The sequence below is a fragment of the Streptomyces sp. NPDC018000 genome (assembly GCF_044328025.1).
GTDB lineage: Bacteria > Actinomycetota > Actinomycetes > Streptomycetales > Streptomycetaceae > Streptomyces.
Window position 1 is genome coordinate 75312 of the sequence record NZ_JBIRGM010000015.1, and the last position, 21552, is coordinate 96863.

The window sequence follows — 21552 nt, forward strand, 5'->3', positions numbered from 1 at the left end:
TCGTCGGTCGTCGGCGCAGCCCGCTGCGCTCTCCTCCCTCCGCCTTGCGATCGCACGCACCAGACGCCCCCGGCCCCGCCCTGCGGGCGGACGACGCTACTTTCGAAACACGCCCCAGGCCGCCCGGTGGGCTCAGGCGGTTCCGGGCCCAGGTCCTTCCGGCGTTCCGCACCACCGGGTGTGGCAGCCTGTCCGCGAACTCCTCCACCGAGCCGCTCCCGAACCATCGGTCCCGGGCCGGCACCGATGGGTTGCGCAACGGACCAAGTCCTGGCTGTCCGGCTGCCGACGCCTCCACCGCCGCTACGAGCGCAAGCCGGAACACTTCTTCGCCCGTGACAGAGCTGAAAGACGAAAATTCCCTGGTCAGCGCGTCTGCGGCGGCTTTCGGTGCGGTGCCACGCCGAGTCCGCCGCTCAGCGCCCCTTGTAGTTGATCTTCATGGTGTCCATGTCCGTCGCTGTGGAACGCAGTTCGCCATGGCCGTACCCCTGCTTCTTCAGCAGCGTCTCGGCCCGGTCCTCCGCGATCGCGGACGCCATCTCCTCGCCGTCCTCGGCGTCCGACACGACCACGAACCGGAAGCTGAAATGCTTGAGCACACGGTCGTACGTCAGCGAGCCCTCCTCGGTGAACTGCATCGCGCTCAGGCCGTGCAGGTCCACCTCGGACAGGAGCCGGGCGCGCGCCTCGTCCGTCAGACCGTCCCAGGTACCGCGCACGATGACTCGGTAGGTGTGCTGCGTGCTCATTGTGTTTCCCGCTCCGCATTCCGCTCGTGACCGCCGAGGGCCAAGGTAACGGCGGCGGGGAGGGGGTGCACGCGAATATCGGCGGGAGGGCGGCCTCGGCCGTCGCCCCCCGTGGTCTTTTGCCGAAGTCTGACAGCGATGCCCCCTGGCCGGGCCGCTGTTCAGCGTGTTCGATGGTCATCGGGGGCGCCCGGACCTGCGGCGGCCCGCGCGAGGGAGCGAGGTTGCCTTGGCCACGACCGTACGACGTACCGTACTGAATCTGCCCGCCGCACCACTGGGCCCGGAGAACCCGTTGCCCGCACTGCGGCTGCTCGACGAGATGCATGTGGTCGACAACCGCGACCGGGCCGGACTGCCACGTGACATGGCACGCCAGATCGGCTACGAACCACTGGCCACCGTGCTTCCGGTGCGCATCCTCGACGGGTACGGGCGCGATCGCGTCCCCACCGGACTGGACGCGATCGTCATCGAGAACGACCGGCTGCGTGCCACCGTGCTGCCCGGGCTCGGGGGCCGCATCCACTCCCTCCACCACAAGCCGACCGGCCGCGAACTCCTCTACACCAACCCTGTCCTGCAGTTCGCCGACTTCGCACTCAACGGCGCCTGGTTCTCCGGCGGCATTGAATGGAACATCGGCGCCACGGGCCACACCACACTGTCCTGCGCCCCGGTGCACGCCGCCCGGGTGCCCGCACCCGACGGCGGTGAAATGGTCCGCCTCTGGGAGTGGGAGCGGCTGCGCGACCTGCCGTTCCAGGTGGACCTCTGGCTGCCCGAGGACTCCGACTTCCTGCACGTCGGCGTACGGATACGCAACCCGCACGAACACACCGTGCCCGTCTACTGGTGGTCCAACATCGCCGTGCCCGAGGGCGAGCGCACCCGCGTCCTGGCCCCGGCCGACGAGGCATGGCACTTCGGTTACGAGCGGACCCTGACCCGGGTCCCGGTCCCCGGGACCGGCTCCGTCGACCGTACGTACCCGCTGCGCGGCGATTTCCCCGCCGACTACTTCTACGAGGTGCCCGACGGCGCCCGTCGCTGGATCGCCTCCCTCGACGGCGACGGCCACGGACTCGTCCAGACGTCGACCGATCTGCTGCGCGGCCGGAAGCTGTTCCTGTGGGGCAGCGGCCCGGGCGGGCGCCGCTGGCAGGAGTGGCTCACCGAGCCCGGCACCACCGGATATGCCGAGATCCAGGCCGGACTCGCCCGTACCCAGCTGGAACACATTCCCCTCGAACCGGGTGGAGAGTTCAGCTGGCTGGAGTCGTACGGACCGCTGTCCGCGGACCCCCGGGCCGTGCACGGCGACGACTGGGCGGCAGCCCGCGCCGAGACGGAGCGGCGGCTCGCCGAGGCCCTGCCGCGCGTCGATGTCGACGCCGCGTACGCCGCCTGGCGCACCTGCGCCGACAACGAGCCCGGCGAGCCGATCGCCACCGGTTCCGGCTGGGGCGCCCTCGAAGTCCGGCGCGGCAAGTACCAGCTCCCCGGCACACCGTTCGCCGAGTCGACCCTCGGTGAACAACAGGCGCCCTGGCTGGAGTTGCTGGACCAGGGCGCCTTCCCCGAACCGCGCAGGGCGGCCCCGCCCGGACCCTCCCTGGTCTCCCCGCACTGGCGCGACATGCTGGAGACGGCCTCTGCCGAACCCCTCACTGAATACCATCTCGGAGTCGCCCAGTGGCACGCCGGCGACCGCGCCCAGGCGGTCCGCAGCTGGGAACGCGGACTGGCCCTCGCCCCGTCCCGCTGGCCGCTGCTGCGCTGCCTCGCCGTCGCCGCCGAGGAGAGCGGGCAGTGGGACCGGGCGGCCGACCTCTACACCGAGGCGTTCGACGACCTGTGCGCGGAACGTCGTGACGACGGTGACGCCTGGACGTCCGCCACGGCGGCGCTGGGCCGCGAGGCGATGGAGGCACTGCTGACTGCGGGGCGACCCGGAGCGGCCCGGACCGTGTGGGCCGGCCTGTGTCCGGCGGTCCGACAGCGCGGCCGCTTCCGCCTGTTGGAGGCCCGGCTGCTGATCGCCGAGGGCGACCGCCCTGCCGCCCGGGCCGTGTTCGACGAGGGCTTCGAGGTCGCGGATCTGCGTGAGGGCGCGGAAATTCTGGACGAGGTGTGGGCCGAGCTCACCGACGAGCCGCTGCCGGACAGGTACAACTACCGCATGCGCCCGAGGACTTGAAGGTAAAAGCCATCCGGCCCGCGCCCACATCCTTTGGCGTGGGGAGGCCGGTCGCGGACCGGTTGCCGCGGGTCAGGCGGTCAGGTTCCGGTCGACGTACTCGAAGACCGAGCCGTCCGGATGCACCGCGATCAGATTGCGGCCCACCGGCGTCGGTACCGGGCCCGCGAGGATCCGGGCGCCGACGCGGGTGAGAGAGGCGTGGGCTTCGTCGACATCCTTGACCGCGATCGTCGCCGTCACCTTGCGCAGGATCTCCAGCTCCGACTCCGGGCCGCTCATCAGCAGAAAGCAGCTGATCGCGGCGACCGAGACTCCGCCGCGCTCGAAGCGCAGCGCAGAACTGGCCGTGAGGGCCTCGTAGAAGGCCACCGCGGCCTCCAGATCGTCGACGCAGATACGCAGCGTTGTTCCAAGAATATCCATGAGCGCAAGGGTAGTTGGCGGCTCTCAGGCCCGGCAGAGCACCTGGCCGTGCGGGACCATGAACCAGGCGTCGTCCCGCGCGCCCCACTCGCGCCAGGCCGCGGCGATCGCGGCCAGCTCCTCGGTGCTCGCGTGGCCGCCGTCCTTGGCCAGCTTCGCGTACACCGAGCCGACCGTGCGGTCTGCCCACAGGCCGCTCCACCAGTCGCGGCCCTCCGGGTTGGCGAAGCACCAGTTGGCGGCGGTCGGGGTGATGTCGGTGAAGCCGGCCCGGCGCGCCCAGGAGAGCAGTCGGCGGCCCGCGTCCGGCTCGCCGCCGTTGGCTCGGGCCACCCGTCCGTACAGCTCCTGCCAGGCGTCCATACCCGGTACCTCGGGGTACCAGGTCATCGCCGCGTAGTCGCTGTCGCGGGCCGCGACGATTCCGCCGGGGCGGCAGACGCGCCGCATCTCGCGCAGCGCCTGCACCGGGTCGCCCACGTGCTGGAGCACCTGATGGGCATGGACGACGTCGAAGGAGTCGTCGGGGAAGTCCAGGGCGTGCACATCGGCAGTGGTGAACTCTACGTTTTCCAGGCCGCGTTCGGCCGCTGCCTCGGCCGCCTGGTCCAGGATCTCCGAGGCGGTGTCGATGGCGGTCACCCGGCCGGGGGCGACCAGCGCCGCCAGATCCGCGGTGATGGTGCCGGGTCCGCAGCCGACGTCCAACAGGGTCATGCCGGGGCGGAGTTCGTCGATCAGATACGCCGCGGAATTGGCGGCGGTGCGCCAGCGGTGCGAGCGCAGCACCGACTCGTGGTGGCCGTGGGTGTAGACGGCGGTCTCCTTCGGCATGGCCGTGGATCCTTTCTCGAAACGCAGAGCGCCACATGCGAACCGCGAAGCGCTGACCGGTTCGGCCACCGTACGCTCGAATGTCGAATTATGAGATACCTGTCTTGGTATATGGAATCAACCGAGAAGTTGATTGGTGTGCGGGTGGTGGCCAACTGTCAGGGCGCGCTCGCGCATCCGTCACGGGCCGGGGAGAGTGGGCCCCATGACACCTGTCTCCACCAGCGAAATTCTGGAACCGGCGAGCCTCGCGGCCGACGGTGCCGACGCGCTCTTCGACCGGCTCGGACACCACAAGGGGCGGAAGTGACCACCACACGCCTGGATGTGGCCGTACAGGAGCGGGCCGAACTCGGCGAGGGCCCGACCTGGGACACCGCCACCGGCCGGCTGATCTGGGTCGACATCGTTTCCTCCCGCGTTCACACCTACGACCCGGTGAGCGGCCGCCGTACCGTGATGGCCACCGAACAGCACGTCGGAGCCGCCAAGCCGCGCGCCGGTGGCGGACTTGTGGTCAATCTGCGCGACGGCATCGGTCTGTACGACCCCGACGGCGCTTTCCACTGGCTGGTCCACGACCCCCAGCCCGGACGTCGCGGCAATGACGCGGCGGTCGCTTCGGACGGGGCGCTGTGGGCCGGCACCATGCGCTACGACGGCGCGGAGACCGGCGGCAGCCTCGCCCGTATCGCACCCGATGGCGCGGTCACCCCGGTACTGCCCGTCGCGGCCTGCAGCAACGGCATCGGGTGGAGTCCGGACGGGCGGCTGATGTACTTCATCGACACGCCCACGCGCCGTATCGACGTCTTCGACTTCGACGGTCAACACGCCGTGAACCGACGCCCGTTCGCCACCGTCGAGCGAGGTGCGGGATTCCCCGACGGGCTGACGGTCGACGCCGCGGGAGCCGTCTGGGTCGCCCTGTGGGACGGCGCCGCGGTGCGCCGCTACACGGCCGACGGCGCCCTCGACCGGATTGTCGAACTCCCCGTACAGCGCCCGACGGCCTGCGCCTTCGGCGGTACGGACCTGCGCGACCTCTACATCACCTCGGCCCGCACGGGGCTTGCCGCCCCGCACCCGCTGTCCGGTTCGCTGCTGGTGCTGCCGGACGCCGGACAGGGGATGCCCGCTACGGCCTTCGCGCGCTGAGCCCGCATCCCGCGCTGCCTGGCGGGACTCCCGTCGGCTCCGCTGAGCGGGCGCGGTCGGTCGAACCCTCGTATAAAGGGCCCTGAGTGCGAGAAAGGGCCCTGAGTACGAGACGACGGCACAGGGCGACGGGGCTGCGGCGAAGGAGGCCCGGATGGTGCGGGAGAAGACCGGACGGGCGGGGCGCGAGCAGCGGGGCGGGGACGGTGCGCATCACGTACGGGAGGACCGCGGCCCTGTCCGGTACGGGCCGCCGGCCCCCGACCCCGGCCTGCCTGTACTGCCAGAGCTGGCCGAGGTGCTCGCCGCAGCGGCCGGCCGCAGCGAACCCGAACCGACCGGCGGTGGCGATGCCCTGCGCGAGGCCGCGACCGCCTACTGGGAGCGACGCGGACTGCACGGCAGTCCGGAGAACATCGCCGCCGCCCCCGGCGCCTCGCCGCTGCTGCTCGCGCTGATCGCCGCGCACGGCGGCGACGTGCTCACGCCGCGCCCCTGCACGGCCACCTGGATCCCGCAGGCCCGGCTGCTGGGCAGGCCCGCCTACCATGTACCGACCCCGGCCGAGTGCGGCGGCGTGCCCGATCCGTACGCGCTGCTGGAGACAGTACGCAGAGTGCGCGCCGAAGGGGGCAGGCCCCGGCTGCTGCTGATCTCCGTCGTCGACGACCCCACCGCCACCGTCGCTCCGCCGGAACTCGTGCGCGAGGCGTGCGAGGCGGCGGTCGCCGAAGGACTGCACATCGTCAGCGACGAGACCTGGCGCGACACCCTGCACCGGCCGCACGACACGGTTCTGCTCAGTCCGGCCGAAATGTGCCCCGACGATGTCACGGTCGTCTGCGATCTCGCCGGTGCGCTGACCCCGTCCGCCTGGCCGGTCGCGGTCGCCCGATTCCCGGACACCGAGCGGGCGGCGGTGCGCCATGCCCGTACGCTCGACATCCTCACCGCACTCGGCGCGCACGTCGCCGGGCCCGTCGCCATGGCCGCCGGCCACGCGCTGCGCGAACCGGATTCCGTCACGGACCGGGTCCGCCGGGCCGCCGCGCTCCAGGCGCAGGTCGCCGCGGCGGCCCACCGTGCGGTCCTCGCATCGGGCGCGCTGGCCAGGCCCCCGCAGGCCGGCCGCCATCTCTACGCCGACCTCGGGCCGCTCAGATCCCGGCTCGCGAATCGAGGTGTCACGGACTCCCTCGAACTGGAGGAGTACCTGACAGAACGTCTCGGCGCACCGGCGCCGGGCGGCCACCGGTTCGGCGACGAACTGGGGGCGCTGCGCGTACGGCTGGGCACCGGGACGCTCCTCGGGTCGACCCCGGAACAGCAGATGGAGTCCCTCACCGCTGTGGCGCCCCTGGAATTGCCGCATGTGGCTCAAGCCCTGAGCATTTTCGCAGCAGCCCTCGGCGAACTCCGATGACGAGCCGGGATGACGAGCCGGAATGACGAGCCGGGATGACGAACCGGGATGCCGAACCGACTCAGGACGACTCCGAACAACCCCGATGAACCCCGGACAACTCCGGTGCCGAACTCCGAGACGGGAGTCTCTCGATGACGGAACAGACCGAGCGGACCCCCACCGGGACCGCGCACCCGTACGAGGTCTCTCGCGGCGAGGTCGTCGAACCGCGTCCGCTCGGCGAGCTCCGGGTCTGGCCCAGAACTTTCGCCGACCGGCTCACCGCACCGCTCCCGGGTGTCATGGGCATGTCGCGGCTTGCCCGAGAGCGTGCCCTGCGGCCCAACGCGGAGGGACTGCGCGGCATCCACCGGCTCCCGTACGCCCCCGAACCCCTGCCCGCCATCCCCGCAGGCACCACATCCGTGACCTGGGCCGGGCACGCCAGCTGGATCGTGCGTACCGGCGGGCTGACCGTCCTCACCGACCCCGTCTGGTCCCGGCGCATCCTCGGCACCCCGGCCAGGATCACCCCGGTCGGCGTCCGCTGGGAGGATCTGCCGCGCGTCGACGCCGTCGTGATCAGCCACAACCACTACGACCACCTCGACGCCCCCACCCTGCACAGGCTGCCCAAGGACACCCCGCTGTTCGTCCCCGCCGGGCTCGGCCGCTGGTGCCGCCGTCGCCGCTTCACCTGTGTCACCGAACTCGACTGGTGGGAATCGGCCCGGCTGAACGGCGTCCGCTTCGACTTCGTGCCCGCCCACCACTGGTCCAAGCGGACCCTCACCGACACCTGCCGCTCCCTGTGGGGCGGCTGGATCATCGCCACCGCCGGCCGCGACGGGCAGCGGATCCACTTCGCCGGGGACACCGGGTACGGGCACTGGTTCGGCGAGATCGGTCGCCGGTACCCCGGCATCGATCTGACCCTGTTGCCGATCGGGGCGTACGAACCGCGCTGGTGGCTCGGTGACGTACACACCGATCCGGAGGAGGCCGTGCAGGCGTACGAGGATTTAGGCGCCCGCGCGATGGCGCCGATGCACTGGGCCACCTTCCTGCTCTCGGCGGAGCCCGTACTCGAACCGCTGACCCGACTGCGTACCGCCTGGCAGCGGGCCGGACACCCCCGGAAACGGCTCTGGGACCTGCCGATCGGCGGCTCCCGCGTGCTTGAGCCGGTACCCCGCACGGTCAGCGGCTGAAGCAGCGCCCCGCACGGTCAGTGACTGAACCGCATCCGCATCCGGCGCCACACCGCAGGCGTCGCGCTGATCAGCAGGGTCAGACCCACCGCCGCGACCACACCCTGCCACGGCTTGGGGAAGAGCGAACCGCCCAGAACACCGATCAGCTGGTACGTCGCCGCCCATGCCAGACAGGCCGGCACATCCCCACGGGCGAACCGGCGCAGCGGCATTCGGCTCAGCAGACAGGCCAGCATCACCGGAATCCGTCCCGCCGGTACCAGCCTCGACAGCACGAGCACCACCGAACCGTGCTCGTCCAGCTTCTGCTGCGCCTGCGCCAGCCGCTCCGGAGCGGCCCGGTTGCTGATCGCCCGCAGCCACTTCGAACCGTTCTTCGACCGCACCCCGCGCTGACCGAGCCAGTACAGACAGATGTCGCCGACGAACGCCGCGGCCGACGCCACCCCGAAGACGATCAGCAGCGAGAACGGCAACGACTGATGCAGCGCCACCACCGCGGCCGAACTCACCAGCGCACCCGTGGGCACGACCGGCACCAGCGCGCCCAGCGCCACCAGCAGGAACAGGGACGGATAGCCGATCGCCTGCTGCGTCGATTCCGGGGGCAGCTGTCTCACGACCTCCTGGATCACCTGGCGGCCTCCGGCCGCACATGTTCGCCGTGGGACAGCCGGTGCACCGCCACCTCCGGCGCCAGCAGCGCCGCTTTGCGGACGAACTCGTCTCCAGGTGCGTGGAACTCGTGCGGCCTGACTCCGTCCATTCCGATCGGCCAGTACGTGCCGTAGTGCACCGGTACGGCCGACAGCGGCGCCAGCCGGGCCAGCGCCTGCGCGGCCCGGCCCGCGTCCAGATGACTGTGGCCCAGATACGGACCCCAGCCGCCCACCGGCAGCAGCGCCACATCCACCGGACCGACCGCCTGGGCCATGTCGTCGAAGAGCCCGGTATCACCGGCGAAATACGTCCGTGCTTCGCCCTCGACCACATAGCCGAGCGCGGGAGAGCGGTGCGGGCCCACGGGCAGACGCCTGCCGTCGTGCAGTGCGGGAACGGCCCGTACCCGCACCTCGCCGACCCGGACCTCGTCGCCCGGTGTCACCTCGGTGATCCGCAGCCCGCGCACCGAGCGCAGCTTCCGCAGCCCCGGCACGGCGCGCACCGCACCCGCCGGCACGATCAGCCGGCTGCCGGGGGCGAGCCGGGCCAGCGACGGCAGATGCAGATGGTCGGAGTGCAGATGCGAGACGAGCACCACATCGGCGACCGCGGCCTCGGGGCCGGGCAGCTCGCCGCGGCGACGGCGCAGGTGCGCGAAGCGCCGCACGAAGAGCGGATCGGTCAGCACACGGACCCCGGAGTCCTCGATCGTGCAGGTGGCATGACCCCACCAGGTGACTTCCACCGGCACGCGCTGCCTCCTCGTTCCCAGGTTCCTTGTTCCGGCCCTGGTGCCGAGCCTAGTGCCGTGACCGGACCGGGTGACCCGGCTCCGTCCGGCCACGGCCGCCGCGCCGGCAACGCCGTCGTCCTCGTGCCCTTCGCCCCGGGGCGGGGGTGCACCGGCGTTCCGTGTCCGTGCTCCGCACTCCTACAGCCCCGACATGCGCCTTTTTGTACGGGAGCCGGAGAGGTAAGGTCGCGGCACCAACACGGGGGGACGGCCATGGTGGACGCAACGGAGGTACGGGTGGCGGCCATCGCCAGTCTCACACCGCTCGAAGAGCTCGACAGCGATCCGTTCCTCGTGGACACCCGCAGCCAGCACGATATGTGTGCCCGCTGGGCCGCCGACAAGGGATACGTCGTCACCCGGCAGCTGCGCTTCTACGGGCTGCGTCCCGACCACCGCGCCCTGTGGGCGGACGTCGAGAGCGGCGATGTCGAATTATTCGTCGCCGCCAACGACCGGGTGCTGGCGCGGGCCCTCACCTCGGTGCCGGAGTTTGCCGCGGAATGCGAGCGGCGCGGTGTACGGCTGGAGATCGCGGGACTGGACGAGCCGCTGTACAGCGCCCGTACGAAGGCGAGTGTGCACCGCAGGCTCTCCATGCCGACCGCCGGATACGACGGCTGCTGACCGGCCTCCTGCCTGCTGCCGCAGACGGCCCGCGGCCGCGCTGTGAAAAGCTGGGGGACAGGGCCCGCGGGACGGCGGGGCAGGACGTGAGGTGGAACGGCGTGGGCGACGGGCGATGGCGAACAGCCGGCAGCGCCCTGATGCGAGTGCTTGTGGTGTGGGCGGTCTCGACGCTCACGATGCTGGCGCTCGCCGGGATTCTGCCGGACTTCAAGCTCCAGTCGGACAACAGCGACAGCATCACGACGGTCGCATTCACCGCGGCCTGGGGCGCCGGAGCGTTCGGCCTGCTCTCCGCGCTGGTCTGGCCGGTCCTGGTACGGGCACTGCTCATCGTGCCCGCACTCGTCCTCGGGATGCTCGTCTTCTTCCTGAACGGCTCGCTGCTGCTGGTCGCCCTGTCGCTCATTCCGCACGGGCGCGGCGCCGCCAACCCGGAGACCGCGGTCGTCGTCGCGGCCGTGATGTCCGCCGTCGCCTCCGCGACCTCCACGGCGCTGGCCGTCCGCGACGACAATGCCTACCGGCGCCGGCTCTCACGGCTCGCCGACCGCCGCCGTCGGCGCAGCGGTGCGGACAGCGGGCGCAGCGGACCACCGGGCACCGTCTTCATCCAGCTCGACGGCGTCGGCCACGACGTGCTCGCCCGGGCCGCCGACTCCGGCCTGATGCCGACCGTCGCGAGCTGGCTCGCCGACGAGGAGGGCCACCGGCTCACCCCGTGGCGCACCGACTGGTCCAGCCAGACGGGCGCCAGCCAGCTCGGCATCCTGCACGGCACCAACCACGACGTCCCCGCCTTCCGCTGGTACGAGAAGGAGACCGGCGATGTCATGGTTTCCAGCCGCCCCGCCAGCGCCATCGAACTCCAGCGCCGGGCCATCGCACGCACCCAGGACGGCGGGCTGCTCACGATCGACGGTGCCAGCCGCGGGAACCTCTTCAGCGGCGGTGCCGACCAGCTGGCGCTCGTCCTGTCCATGGCGGCCCGGCTTGGCAAGGGCCGCCACTCCCGCGCCGGGTACTTCGCCTACTTCTCCGATCCGGCCAATGCTGTCCGTACCGCGCTTTCGTTCGTGGCCGAGGTCTGCCGCGAGATCGGCCAGTCCACTGGGGCGCGGATACGGAAGGACACGCCCCGGATCAAGCGCGGCGGGCTCTACCCCTTCATCCGGGCCTTCGCGACCGTCGTCGAACGCGATGTGGTGGTGGCCGCCGTCATCGGGGACATGTTCGCCGGACGCACCGCCGTTTACGCCGACCTGGTCGCGTACGACGAGGTGGCGCACCACTCCGGACCGAACAGCCGCGACGCGGAGAAAGTGCTCGCGCGACTGGACCGCTCGCTCGCCCTGATCGTCAAGGTTGCCGAGCACACCCCGCGCACCTACCGGTTCGTGCTGCTCTCCGACCACGGGCAGAGCCCCGGCGAGACCTTCGCGGGGGCGTACGGCCTGACGCTCAAGGACCTGGTGCGGGCGGGCTGCGGGCTGCCCGTGCCCCGTCGGGCGCACCGCACCCGCAGCGGTTCGGAGGCGCGTGACGCGGTACGGATCGCCCTGCACCGCCGGCCGGTCGAGGAGCGCGAGGCGGAACATCGAGCCGAGCCGTCCGATCCGGTGGTCCTCGCCTCCGGCAACCTCGGCCTGATCTCCTTCCCCGACGTCGAGGGACGCGCCTCGCGCGAACAGCTCGACCGGAGCCGTCCCGGACTGCTCGGCACCCTCGCCAACCACCCCGGCATCGGCTTTCTGCTGGTCCGCAGCGAGCGGCACGGATCGGTGGTGCTGGGCCGTGGCGGCACCGAGGTCCCGGTGTCGGAACTGAAGGACGGGGAAGGGCCGCTGGCGTCCTTCGGCCCGGGCGCGGCGGCCGCGGTGCGCCGCACCGACACCTTCCCGCATGTCGCCGACATCATGGTCAACTCGATGCACGACGGGGCTACGGGCTGCGTGCACGCTTTCGAGGAACAGATCGGCTCGCACGGCGGTCTGGGCGGCGAGCAGTCCCGGCCGTTCCTGCTGTGGCCGGCAGACCTGTCGGCGCCGGTGGCGCAGGGCACGGAGCTGGTGGGGGCCGAGCAGGTGCACGAGGTGCTGCGGCGCTGGCTGCGGGAGTGCACGGGACCGCAGATCCCGCTGGCACCGCCGGGCGCGGTGGGTGACGCCGACGAGGCGGGCGGGACGGTTCAGGAGGCCGGCTGACCGGCTCGCAGGCCGCGCCGGCATCACCGAAGCCACGATTCTGCATCTCGGGTGATTGGAATATCCCAAACCCATATGCCCCAGTTGTTGCGGGGGGGCAGGTTTTTACATGTCCTTTCATACGCCATGTAAATCCTTGACGGTCAAAGCTGCCTGCGCCTACCGTCCGCAAGCGACCTTCACCAGAAGGTCATGAACGTGACGGGTCCAGGGAGACCCTGTACCGGGGTGGGGGAGAGTTTTGTCTGTCAGCAGACAGAGGGCTGGGCGGGTGTTGGGCCCACTGCTTGGCCTTGCGCTCATGGCCGGGACGGCTCCTGCCCATGCAGCCGGTGCCGGTGCTGTGGCCAAGGCGACTGCCAACGCCAGTGACTCCGCTGCGGAGCAGACTGCGCTGGCGCAGGCCGCGGAGACCGGGGAGCCGGTCGAGATCATCGCGGCGCGCACTGAGTATGCGACGACCGAGGCGAATCCCGACGGCTCGTTCACTCTGACCCAGTCGACGGCACCGCGGCGTGTGCGGGCAAGTGACGGTTCGTGGCAGGACGTGGACACGACGCTGGTGCGCCGTTCTGACGGTTCAGTGGGACCGAAGGCTTCTGTGGTGGATTTGGCGTTCACCGGTGGCGGCGGTAAGGACATGATCCGTCTGGGCGGGAAGCAGGGCTCGGTGTCTTTGGGCTGGCCCGGCGTGCTGCCGGAGCCGACCATTAACGGTGCGACTGCCACGTATGCGAATGTCATGACGGGCGTCGACTTGGAGCTGACGGCGACGGCCGAGGGCTATCACGAGGTGCTGGTCGTCAAGTCGGCAGAGGCTGCCGCCAGTTCAGAACTGGAGCAGGTGACCCTGTCGGTTTCCGGCGACGGCTTGCAGATCGTGCCGGGAGCCGGCGGAGGCCTGCGCGCGGTCGACGAGAACGGCAACACAGTCTTCAAGGGGCCGGCTGGGCAGATGTGGGATTCTGCTGGTGACCAGGCGCCCGCAGCCCAGCAGGCCCGCGCGGCGGCGGACGAACCGCAGGATCCAGCCGGTGAGGGCGATTCCACGCAGCCGGGGACAGGCGATGCCACAGCGGTGCTTCCGGTGAACGTCGAGGGTGGGGCTGTCTCGGTGAAGCCGGATCTGGATCTGCTGCGGGGTGCGGGGACGGTGTATCCCGTGCGCATCGATCCGTCGGTCGGGCTTGGGGTGTCCGAGCGGTCGGTGATCTCTTCGGACGGCGACCGGTGGTGGCAGTTCAAGGGGGAGTACGGCGTCGGGCTGTGCGGGAACGCGGACGGGTACTACTGCGGCAACGGATACAAGAACCGGATGCTGTACGAACTCTCGCCGAGCCAGCTCGCGGGCAAGCACATTTTGGATGCAACCTTCCGGGCATTTGAAACGTGGTCGTTCAACTGTGATGCGCACTGGGTGGATCTGGTACGGACCGACAACATGTCCGAAGGTACCCGCTGGCCGGGACCGAAGATTCTGGACCTGATGGGCGACAAGAATGTGTCCTATGGCCGCGGCGACAACTGCAGTCCATCGCAGCCTGACCACTGGGTTGAGTTCAACGACAATCCCACCGAGCCGGATGAGAACCTCAAGTCCACGGTGCGCTCGTTCGCCGATGGAAAGATCAAACGCCTGACCTTCATGCTCAAGGCCAAGGACGAGAATGACGCGCGGTCTTGGAAGCGGTTCGACGACAATGCCGAACTCAAGGTCAACTATGTCCATCAGCCGGGTGTCCCGACCAATGTGGGTGTCGTTCCGGGTAACGGCAGCACTGCGTACTGCAGGACGTCGGCGACGGACCCGTTGGTGGTGACCCGTGTTGACCCGATGGTCCAGGCACGCGTTCAGACGAAGGTCGAAGCTCACCTGGGGGATGAGGAGGGATCGCTGCAGGCTGAGTACATCGTCGAGCGGGGCGACGACGCCGCATGGCATCAGGTCTGGTCCGACTACCGCCCGGCCAGCGGCTGGGTTCCCGATGGGACACTGCAGAGCCTGCGCACGTCCAATCGTGCGGATGGTGGCCTGTACAGACTCAAGGCGCGCACTCAGTCCCACTGGTCATATGACGGCGCTTCGGGTGATCTGTTCTCCCCGTACTCGTCGTGGTGCTACTTCAAAATCGACTCGACTGCGCCGAAGCCCCCGACTATTACAGCGGGCGCCCCGTACTCCGAATGTACGGTGACGCTGTGCGAGGGCAAGGGCGGCCCCGGAGTACCGGGCAGTTTTACATTCGACCACAACGCCGCGGACCCCGACGTCAGGGCCTACCGGTGGCGTCTGCTGACGACCTCGGCCCAGGACACCGAACTGGTCAGTGGCTCCACCGTGACTGTCGACGACGTCATTCCGTCACTGACTGGTACTCAGGTGCTGTCGGTCGAGGCCAGCGACCTCAAGCTCGACTCCTCCGGCCGGACGCGGTGGGGGGCACCGGCGGAATTCACGTTCAAGGTCTCACCGGCAAGCGGCCCGGTCGGCCGATGGCACCTGGATGACGGGGCGCCCGGTTCAGGCATTATGACCGCCAAGGACACAGCCACTGAGGCCGGTGCCCGTCACGATGCGACGTTTTTCGGTGCAGATGGCACGGGGTGGTCGACGCGTGCACGCCGCGGGGATCTGGACTATTCGCTGCGTCTCAATGACGACACCACGGATCCGGCAAAGCAGGTTGGCTATGCGGCTACCGCCACCGCCGCGGTGAACACGAAGGACTCGTTCACGGTCTCGGCATGGGTGCAGTTGTCGAACCCGTCGGCGAACCGGGTGGTGCTGACTGAGCCCGGCACGAACGGCAGCGCGTTCGCCCTGTACTACTCCTCCAGTGGCAAGCAGTGGATCTTCAACCGTACGGACAGGGATCAGGCGGTCCATACGTTCGTCCGATCCGTTGCCGACCAGGTGAACCCGCCGCTGAACGTATGGACACACCTGGCTGGTGTCTTCGATACCAAGGGCGACACGGACAAGAGCAATGACACGATCCAGCTGTTCGTGAACGGACGCCCGCAGGGGCAACCCGTCGTGCTGATCAAGAGTGCACCGGCCTACGAGCCCTGGACCGCCAACGAAGGCCTGCAGATGGGACGTTCGAAGGTCAGCGGCAAGTACGGTGAGAACTTCTTCGGTCTCCTGGACGAGGTAGCCGTATGGCAACGCCCCCTCACCGGCGACGAGATCGCCAAGGAGGCGCAGGCGGCCGTGGACGATGTGCCCACCAACGAGCTCGTGGCCCAATGGGATGCCGCCGGCGCGACGGCCACAGCGATACCCGAGACCACGGCCTACCCCGTAGCTTCGATGAAGCTGGCGGGCGGCGCCGCTCCGAACGCGGATCAGAGCGCAGTGGTACTCAACGGAACCACCGGTTACGCCTCCATGACCGGTCCGGTGGTCGACGGGAGCGGGTCCTTCACGGTCTCGGCATCGGTGGAGGTGGATTCCGAGGCACTGGCGGCGAAGCCGGTGGGCTACACCGGGCAGGTGGCCGGCCAGCGCACGGGCAATGAATCAGCCTGGGCACTGTGGATCACCAAGCCCGCAGCCGGCACGTATCAGTGGAAGTTCACCCGGACCGCCCTCGATTCCGACGGTAAAGTCACCCAGAGCGCAGAGGTTTCGGGCGGGGACCTCGCTGAAACCGACACGTGGGTCCAGGTGACCGGAGTTTTCGACGCCCAGGAGGTCTGGGACGACACCTCCGATCCGTCCAAGACAGTGCCCCGCTACGGGAAGCTGCACTTGTACGTCGGTGACTTTGATCAGCCGTCCGATGCGAGTTCAGGCTTCACAGCGGCGCAGCCAGGTAGCGGCGAACTGGCCATGGGCCGTGGTGCCAAGGGCGGAACCACCGGCAACTACCTGGCCGGCAGCCTGGAGGGCCTGAGGATCTGGACAGGTGCCATGACGGCAGATCAGGTCAGCTCCCAAGTGCAGCCCGGATCGGGCGCAGGCTGACCGGCGAGCCAGGTGGCGACACCGATCGAGCCGCCACCTGGCCGCGCTGTTGCGCAGGTTTTCAGATTCATCGCGTTACCCACCAAACGTCCCCCTCGGTACTGGCCGCGGGGCAAGAACGCCGGCCGCCCGAGGCGGCCCATGCGGGGAGCGGAAACCAAATGAACGGGTTCGGATCAGCTATGCGCGCGCGCAGAAGCGGTCCAGGCGGCACAGCCTGGACACGGCGGATCGCGGTGCTTGCCGGCTTCACTCTCATACCGGGGCTGCTGTCGCCGGTCGCGTTCGCAGCTCATGCTGATCCGCTGGGCAAGCCACAGGTCAAGCTGCACCCGGACAAAGTGTCGCCGTTCACCGCGAAGGTGAACAAGAAGACCGCGGCGTTAGTGAAGAAGTCGGCTGACGAAGACCGAGTTGCCGTCGCGCGGGCCAAGAAGGACCGCGAGAAGGTTGTCGCCTGGCCGACATCCGGGCAAGCGACAATGACCCTGCCGGCGTTGGGGCCGGCGAAGGCATCACCCGGTGCGCTCCCGCTCACTCTGAACCGTCCGCACCGGGCCAAGGGCAAGAAGCAGCCCAAGGCGGCCGACTCGGTCAAGGTCAAGGTCCTTGACCAGAAGCAGGCAGCGAAACTGGGCGTCAAGGGCATTGTCCTGTCCGTAACCGGTCCTTCCTCCGGTGGCAGTGCCCAACTCGGCATCAATTACGGAAAGTTCGCATCCGCCTACGGGGGAGACTGGGCCGGTCGACTGCAAGCCTTGCGCCTCCCGGACTGTGCACTGAGCAGTCCGACAAAGGCCTCCTGCCGTACCCGTGCGCTCCTTGAGTTCACCAACCACCGTAAGCACAACCGCATCGATACACAGCTGACCTTCGGTACGGAACCCACTGCCGAGCCTGCGGCCAAGGCCGAAGGACGCACGATGGTCGTGGCGCTGGCTGCGGGAACCAAGTCAGGCGGCGGCGACTACAAGGCGACCCCGCTGGCCGCTTCCTCGACCTGGGAGGCAGGAGGCTCTTCCGGCACGTTCACCTGGTCGTATCCCTTGCGCACGCCGCCCGCGGCGGCGGGACCGGCACCGGATCTGTCGATCTCCTACGACTCCGGTGCGGTGGACGGCCAGACCGCGAACACCAATAACCAGAGCACCACGATCGGTACCGGTTTCGATATCACCTCGTCGTATATCGAGCGCAAATACGGCGTGTGTGACGACGACGGTCAGCCAGACAAGTTTGATTTGTGCTGGAAGTACGACAACGCCTCGCTCGTCCTCAACGGCAAGTCCAGTGAACTGGTCAAGGACGACACGTCAGGCAAGTGGCGGCTGAAGAACGACGATGCCTCCACTGTCACGCACTCCACCGGTGCCGAAAACGGCGACGAAGGCGACGCGGACGTCGACGGCAAGGGCGAGTACTGGACTGTCACCACGGGGGACGGAACGAAGTACGTCTTCGGTCTCAACAAGCTGGACGGTGCAGGCACTGCTGACCGCACCGACTCGGTATGGACAGTACCGGTCCTCGGCGACGACTCCGGCGAACCCGGTTATGCGGACGGCACCAGCTTCTCCGGCCGGGCCAAGAAGCAGGCATGGCGGTGGAACCTCGACTATGTCGAGGACACCCACAAGAACGCCATGTCCTACTGGTACACGGCTGAGACCAACAACTACGACCAGCTCGGCGACGACAACACCGGCACCCATTACACCCGCGGCGGCTACCTGAAGGAGATCCGCTACGGGCAGCGAGCCGACGGCCTTTTCGCCGCCCAGCCCGCCTCGAACAAGGTCACCTTCAGCTACGACGAACGCTGCGAAGCTTCCGGCACCGGCTGCGACTCCCTGACCGAGGACACCCGGGACAACTGGCCGGACGTTCCGTTCGACGCCGTCTGCAAGGACGGCGGCAAGTGCACCGGCAACGTCAGCCCGACCTTCTTCTCCCGCAAGCGGATGACCGGTATCACCACCTACGCCTGGGACGCCGCAGCGGCCACCCCCGGCTTCTCCGCCGTGGACAACTGGACACTGAAGCAGCACTACATCGACCCCGGCGACACGGGCGATTCGACGGACCAGTCGCTATGGCTGGACGAGATCCAGCACACCGGCAAGCGCGGCACCGACCTGGTCCTGGACCCGGTCCGCTTCACCCACGAGTCCTACCCCAACCGTGTCGACTCGACCACCGACAACATCCTGTCCCTGGAAAAGCCACGCCTGAAGACCGTCACGTCCGAGGCGGGAGCACAGACCATCGTCACCTACATGGAAGCCGGCTGCACTTCCAGGGACACCCTGCCCCGCCCTGACCAGAACACCGGACGCTGCTACCCGGTGTTCTGGTCCCCGAACGGGGAGAAGACACCGATCCTGGACTGGTTCCAGAAGTACCCGGTCTCCTCAGTGATCAACACAGACCCCTACGGCGGGTCCGAAGCCGTACAGAACACCTACAGCTACTCCGGTGGCGGTGCCTGGCACTACAACGACGACCCGATGACCAAGGAAAAGGAACGCACCTGGTCCATCTGGCGGGGCTTCGGGCAGGTCACCCACCTCACCGGCGTTCCCGGCAAGACCCAGTCCAAGACCGTCACCGCGTACATGCGCGGCATGAACGGCGACCGCGTGCTCAAGGACGACGGGATAACCCTCGACCCGGACAAGCGGAAATCCGTCAAGGCCACCGGCATCAAGGCCGCCGAGATCACCGACTCCGAACCGTACGCCGGATTCACCCGCGAAACGGTCACCTACAACGGTGCCAACGAGGTCGGCGGCACCATCAACGACCCATGGTCGAAGAGAACAGCAACACAGCACAAGTCGTACGCGGACACCGAGGCGTACTACGTACGCACCGCCGCCACCCACACCCGCACCAACATCACCAGCAGCGGCACGCCCAAGGACCGGGTCCGCTCCACCGTCACCACCTTCGACGACTACGGCATGCCCGAAACCGTCGAGGACAAGGGCGACGACGCCGTCACCGGCGATGAGAAGTGCACCCGCACCTGGTACGCCCGAAATGACACCCTGGGCATCAACTCCCTGGCAGCGCGCACACGCATCGTTACCAAGCCCTGCTCCACCGCGGACTCCGCGCTGGACCTGCCCGCAGACTCCACCAAGCCCGGAGATGTCATCTCCGACATCGCCACCGCGTACGACACCACGACCTGGAGTGCAACACAGAAGCCCACCAAGGGCGAAGTCCAGTGGACGGGCCGGGCCAAGTCCTACGGCCTCGATGACACGCCGGTCTTCCAGAAGCTCGTCACCACGACCTACGACATCCTCGGCCGGCCACTCACCGTCAAGGACACCAACGACGCACTCGTCACCACCGCGGCATACATCCCGTCCGACAAGATCGGCCCTCTGACTTCCAGCACGAGCACCAACATCAAGGGCTACACCACGACCACGGCGGTGGACTTCGCAACCGGCGCTGCCACCAAGGTCACCGATCCCAACAACAAGATCACGGAATCCGAGTACGACTCGCTGGGCCGGGTCACCAAGGTGTGGCTGCCCAACCGGCTCAAGGCCCTGAACGCCACTCCGAACTACGTCTACAACTACAGCATCACGGCCACGGACACACCGTGGGTCTCAACCGGCTCGATCAAGGGCGACGGTTCCGGCTACAACACCGCCTACGAGATCTACGACTCCCTGCTGCGGCCCCGGCAGACGCAGACCCCCGCGCCCAACGGCGGGACCATCGTTGCCGAGACCATGTACGACGAGCGAGGCCTCACCGTCACCAGCCTGGCGGATATCTGGGCGGACAAGACAGTCCCGTCCGGGGATCTGGTGGGGACCGAGGGCGGCCAGGCACCCATGGAGACCGACACCACCTACGACGGCGCCGGGCGTGCCACCTTGACGGTGACCAAGGTTCGGGGTGTCGAACGCTTCAAGACCAAGACCGACTACACCGGTGACACCGTGTCCAACAGCGCCCCGCCAGGGGGCCAGGCCACGATGGTCACCACCAACGCACTTGGTCAGACAACGGAACGCCGAGAGTACGCAGGACCACAGGCGGCCGGTAGCGACTACACAACCACGGGCTACGAGTACACCTCGGCCGGCCAGCAGAAAATCGTCACCGGGCCCGACCAGACCAAGTGGTCATACACGTACGACCTGTTCGGGCGCCAGGACAGCGCCACCGACCCGGACAAGGGCACCTCGCACACCCACTACAACGCGCTCGACCAGGTGACCAGCACCAGTGACTCCCGCGGCAGGACCCTGATCTCCGAGTACGACAACCTCGGCCGCAAGAACGGTCTGTGGGACGGAACCAAGTCCGACGCCACCCAGCTCGCCTCCTGGGCCTTCGACGAACTGGCCAAGGGCCAGCAGGACACCGCCACCCGCTATGAAGGCGGCCTGACCGGCAAGGCGTACACCACCAAAGTCACCGCCTACGACAACCTTTACCGGGTCACCGGCAGCCAGCTGATCCTGCCCGACAAGGACAAGGAGCCCCTGGTCGACGCCGGCGTCCCCAAGACGCTGTCCTTCACCACTGGATACAACCTCGACGGCACCGTCAAGCAAGCATCCCAGCCCGCCGTCGGTGGTCTCGCCGCCGAGACGATCTCCAACAAGTACAACGCTCTCGGTCAGCAGACCGCCGTTCAGGGCACCACCGCCTACCTCCAGACAGCCGCCTACTCCCCCCAGGGAGACCTGCGTCAGCTCACGGTGGGCACCGACTCCACCAGTTCGGCGAAGAAGGCCTACCTCAACTACGACTACGAGGACGGCACCCGTCGTCTGACCCGCTCCTACGTCACCGACGACGTCCACGGCTACATGCCCTAGGAGCTGAAATACACCCAGGACGACGCCGGCAACGTCACCTCCATCTTCGACGCCAGCACCCAGGGCGGCACCGCCACGGCCGACTACCAATGCTTTGAGTACGACGGCAACCGCCGCCTGACCGAAGCCTGGACCCCCAAGACCGCAGACTGCGCCAAGAGCGGGCGCACCACCGCCAACCTCGATGGTGCGGCTCCGTACTGGACCGGCTACACCTACTACAAATCCGGTCAGCGCGAGAGCGAGAAGCAACACACCGCCTCGGGTGACACGACAACGTCGTACGAGTACGGAACCACCACCGGCCAGCCCCACCCACTGACCAAGACGACCGGTACCAAGACCAGCACCTACGTATACGACGACACGGGCAACACCACCAGCAGGCCCGGCACCCAGGCCCAGCAGACCCTGGTCTGGAACTCCGAGGGCAAACTCGTCTCCACCAGT

The 21552-nt window shown here is 68.6% G+C and carries 13 protein-coding genes; 8 read left to right on the top strand and 5 right to left on the bottom strand.

The annotated features are described in order from the left end of the window. Window positions 1-416 precede the first annotated feature (416 nt). Window positions 417-752, bottom strand: a complete 336-nt coding sequence (locus ACH4EW_RS25290) for a DUF6204 family protein (protein ID WP_398260531.1) — start codon at window positions 750-752, stop codon at window positions 417-419. A gap of 229 nt (window positions 753-981) precedes the next feature. Between ACH4EW_RS25290 and ACH4EW_RS25295 the strand changes: the two genes are divergently transcribed. Continuing rightward, entirely contained in the window at window positions 982-2952 is a 1971-nt protein-coding gene (locus ACH4EW_RS25295) for a DUF5107 domain-containing protein (protein WP_398260533.1), read from the top strand. A gap of 72 nt (window positions 2953-3024) precedes the next feature. On the opposite strand, the gene ACH4EW_RS25300 is transcribed toward ACH4EW_RS25295, so the two are convergent. Both ACH4EW_RS25300 and ACH4EW_RS25305 read right to left on the bottom strand, forming a co-directional pair. Further along, complete coding sequence (locus ACH4EW_RS25300; RefSeq protein ID WP_398260535.1) at window positions 3025-3378, bottom strand: VOC family protein; 354 nt, start codon at window positions 3376-3378, stop codon at window positions 3025-3027. A gap of 24 nt (window positions 3379-3402) precedes the next feature. Next, window positions 3403-4212: a methyltransferase domain-containing protein gene (locus ACH4EW_RS25305; RefSeq protein ID WP_398260537.1), complete on the bottom strand. Its 810-nt coding sequence runs from the start codon at window positions 4210-4212 to the stop codon at window positions 3403-3405. 306 nt (window positions 4213-4518) lie between these two features. Here ACH4EW_RS25305 and ACH4EW_RS25310 point away from each other — a divergent pair, with 306 nt between their 5' ends. From ACH4EW_RS25310 to ACH4EW_RS25320, 3 genes are all read left to right on the top strand, one after another. Further along, complete coding sequence (locus ACH4EW_RS25310) at window positions 4519-5370, top strand: SMP-30/gluconolactonase/LRE family protein (RefSeq protein ID WP_398260539.1); 852 nt, start codon at window positions 4519-4521, stop codon at window positions 5368-5370. Window positions 5371-5524: 154 nt separating this feature from the next. Then, window positions 5525-6793, top strand: a complete 1269-nt coding sequence (locus ACH4EW_RS25315; protein WP_398260541.1) for an aminotransferase class I/II-fold pyridoxal phosphate-dependent enzyme — start codon at window positions 5525-5527, stop codon at window positions 6791-6793. A gap of 134 nt (window positions 6794-6927) precedes the next feature. Continuing rightward, window positions 6928-7986, top strand: a complete 1059-nt coding sequence (locus tag ACH4EW_RS25320) for an MBL fold metallo-hydrolase (RefSeq protein ID WP_398260543.1) — start codon at window positions 6928-6930, stop codon at window positions 7984-7986. 17 nt (window positions 7987-8003) lie between these two features. On the opposite strand, the gene ACH4EW_RS25325 is transcribed toward ACH4EW_RS25320, so the two are convergent. Both ACH4EW_RS25325 and ACH4EW_RS25330 read right to left on the bottom strand, forming a co-directional pair. Further along, a complete protein-coding gene (locus ACH4EW_RS25325) occupies window positions 8004-8624 on the bottom strand; it encodes a DedA family protein (protein WP_398260545.1) in 621 nt (206 codons plus the stop codon). Beyond that, window positions 8621-9403: an MBL fold metallo-hydrolase gene (locus tag ACH4EW_RS25330; protein ID WP_398260547.1), complete on the bottom strand. Its 783-nt coding sequence runs from the start codon at window positions 9401-9403 to the stop codon at window positions 8621-8623. The genes ACH4EW_RS25325 and ACH4EW_RS25330 overlap by 4 nt, the downstream gene beginning before the upstream one ends. A gap of 255 nt (window positions 9404-9658) precedes the next feature. Between ACH4EW_RS25330 and ACH4EW_RS25335 the strand changes: the two genes are divergently transcribed. From ACH4EW_RS25335 to ACH4EW_RS25350, 4 genes are all read left to right on the top strand, one after another. Beyond that, window positions 9659-10072, top strand: coding sequence for a hypothetical protein (locus ACH4EW_RS25335; RefSeq protein WP_398260549.1), 414 nt, complete (start codon window positions 9659-9661; stop codon window positions 10070-10072). A gap of 101 nt (window positions 10073-10173) precedes the next feature. Beyond that, a complete protein-coding gene (locus ACH4EW_RS25340; protein WP_398260551.1) occupies window positions 10174-12276 on the top strand; it encodes an alkaline phosphatase family protein in 2103 nt (700 codons plus the stop codon). Between the two features lie 301 nt (window positions 12277-12577). Beyond that, window positions 12578-16246, top strand: coding sequence for a LamG domain-containing protein (locus ACH4EW_RS25345; RefSeq protein WP_398260553.1), 3669 nt, complete (start codon window positions 12578-12580; stop codon window positions 16244-16246). Between the two features lie 182 nt (window positions 16247-16428). Continuing rightward, window positions 16429-21102, top strand: a complete 4674-nt coding sequence (locus tag ACH4EW_RS25350; RefSeq protein ID WP_398260555.1) for an RHS repeat-associated core domain-containing protein — start codon at window positions 16429-16431, stop codon at window positions 21100-21102. Window positions 21103-21552 lie beyond the last annotated feature (450 nt).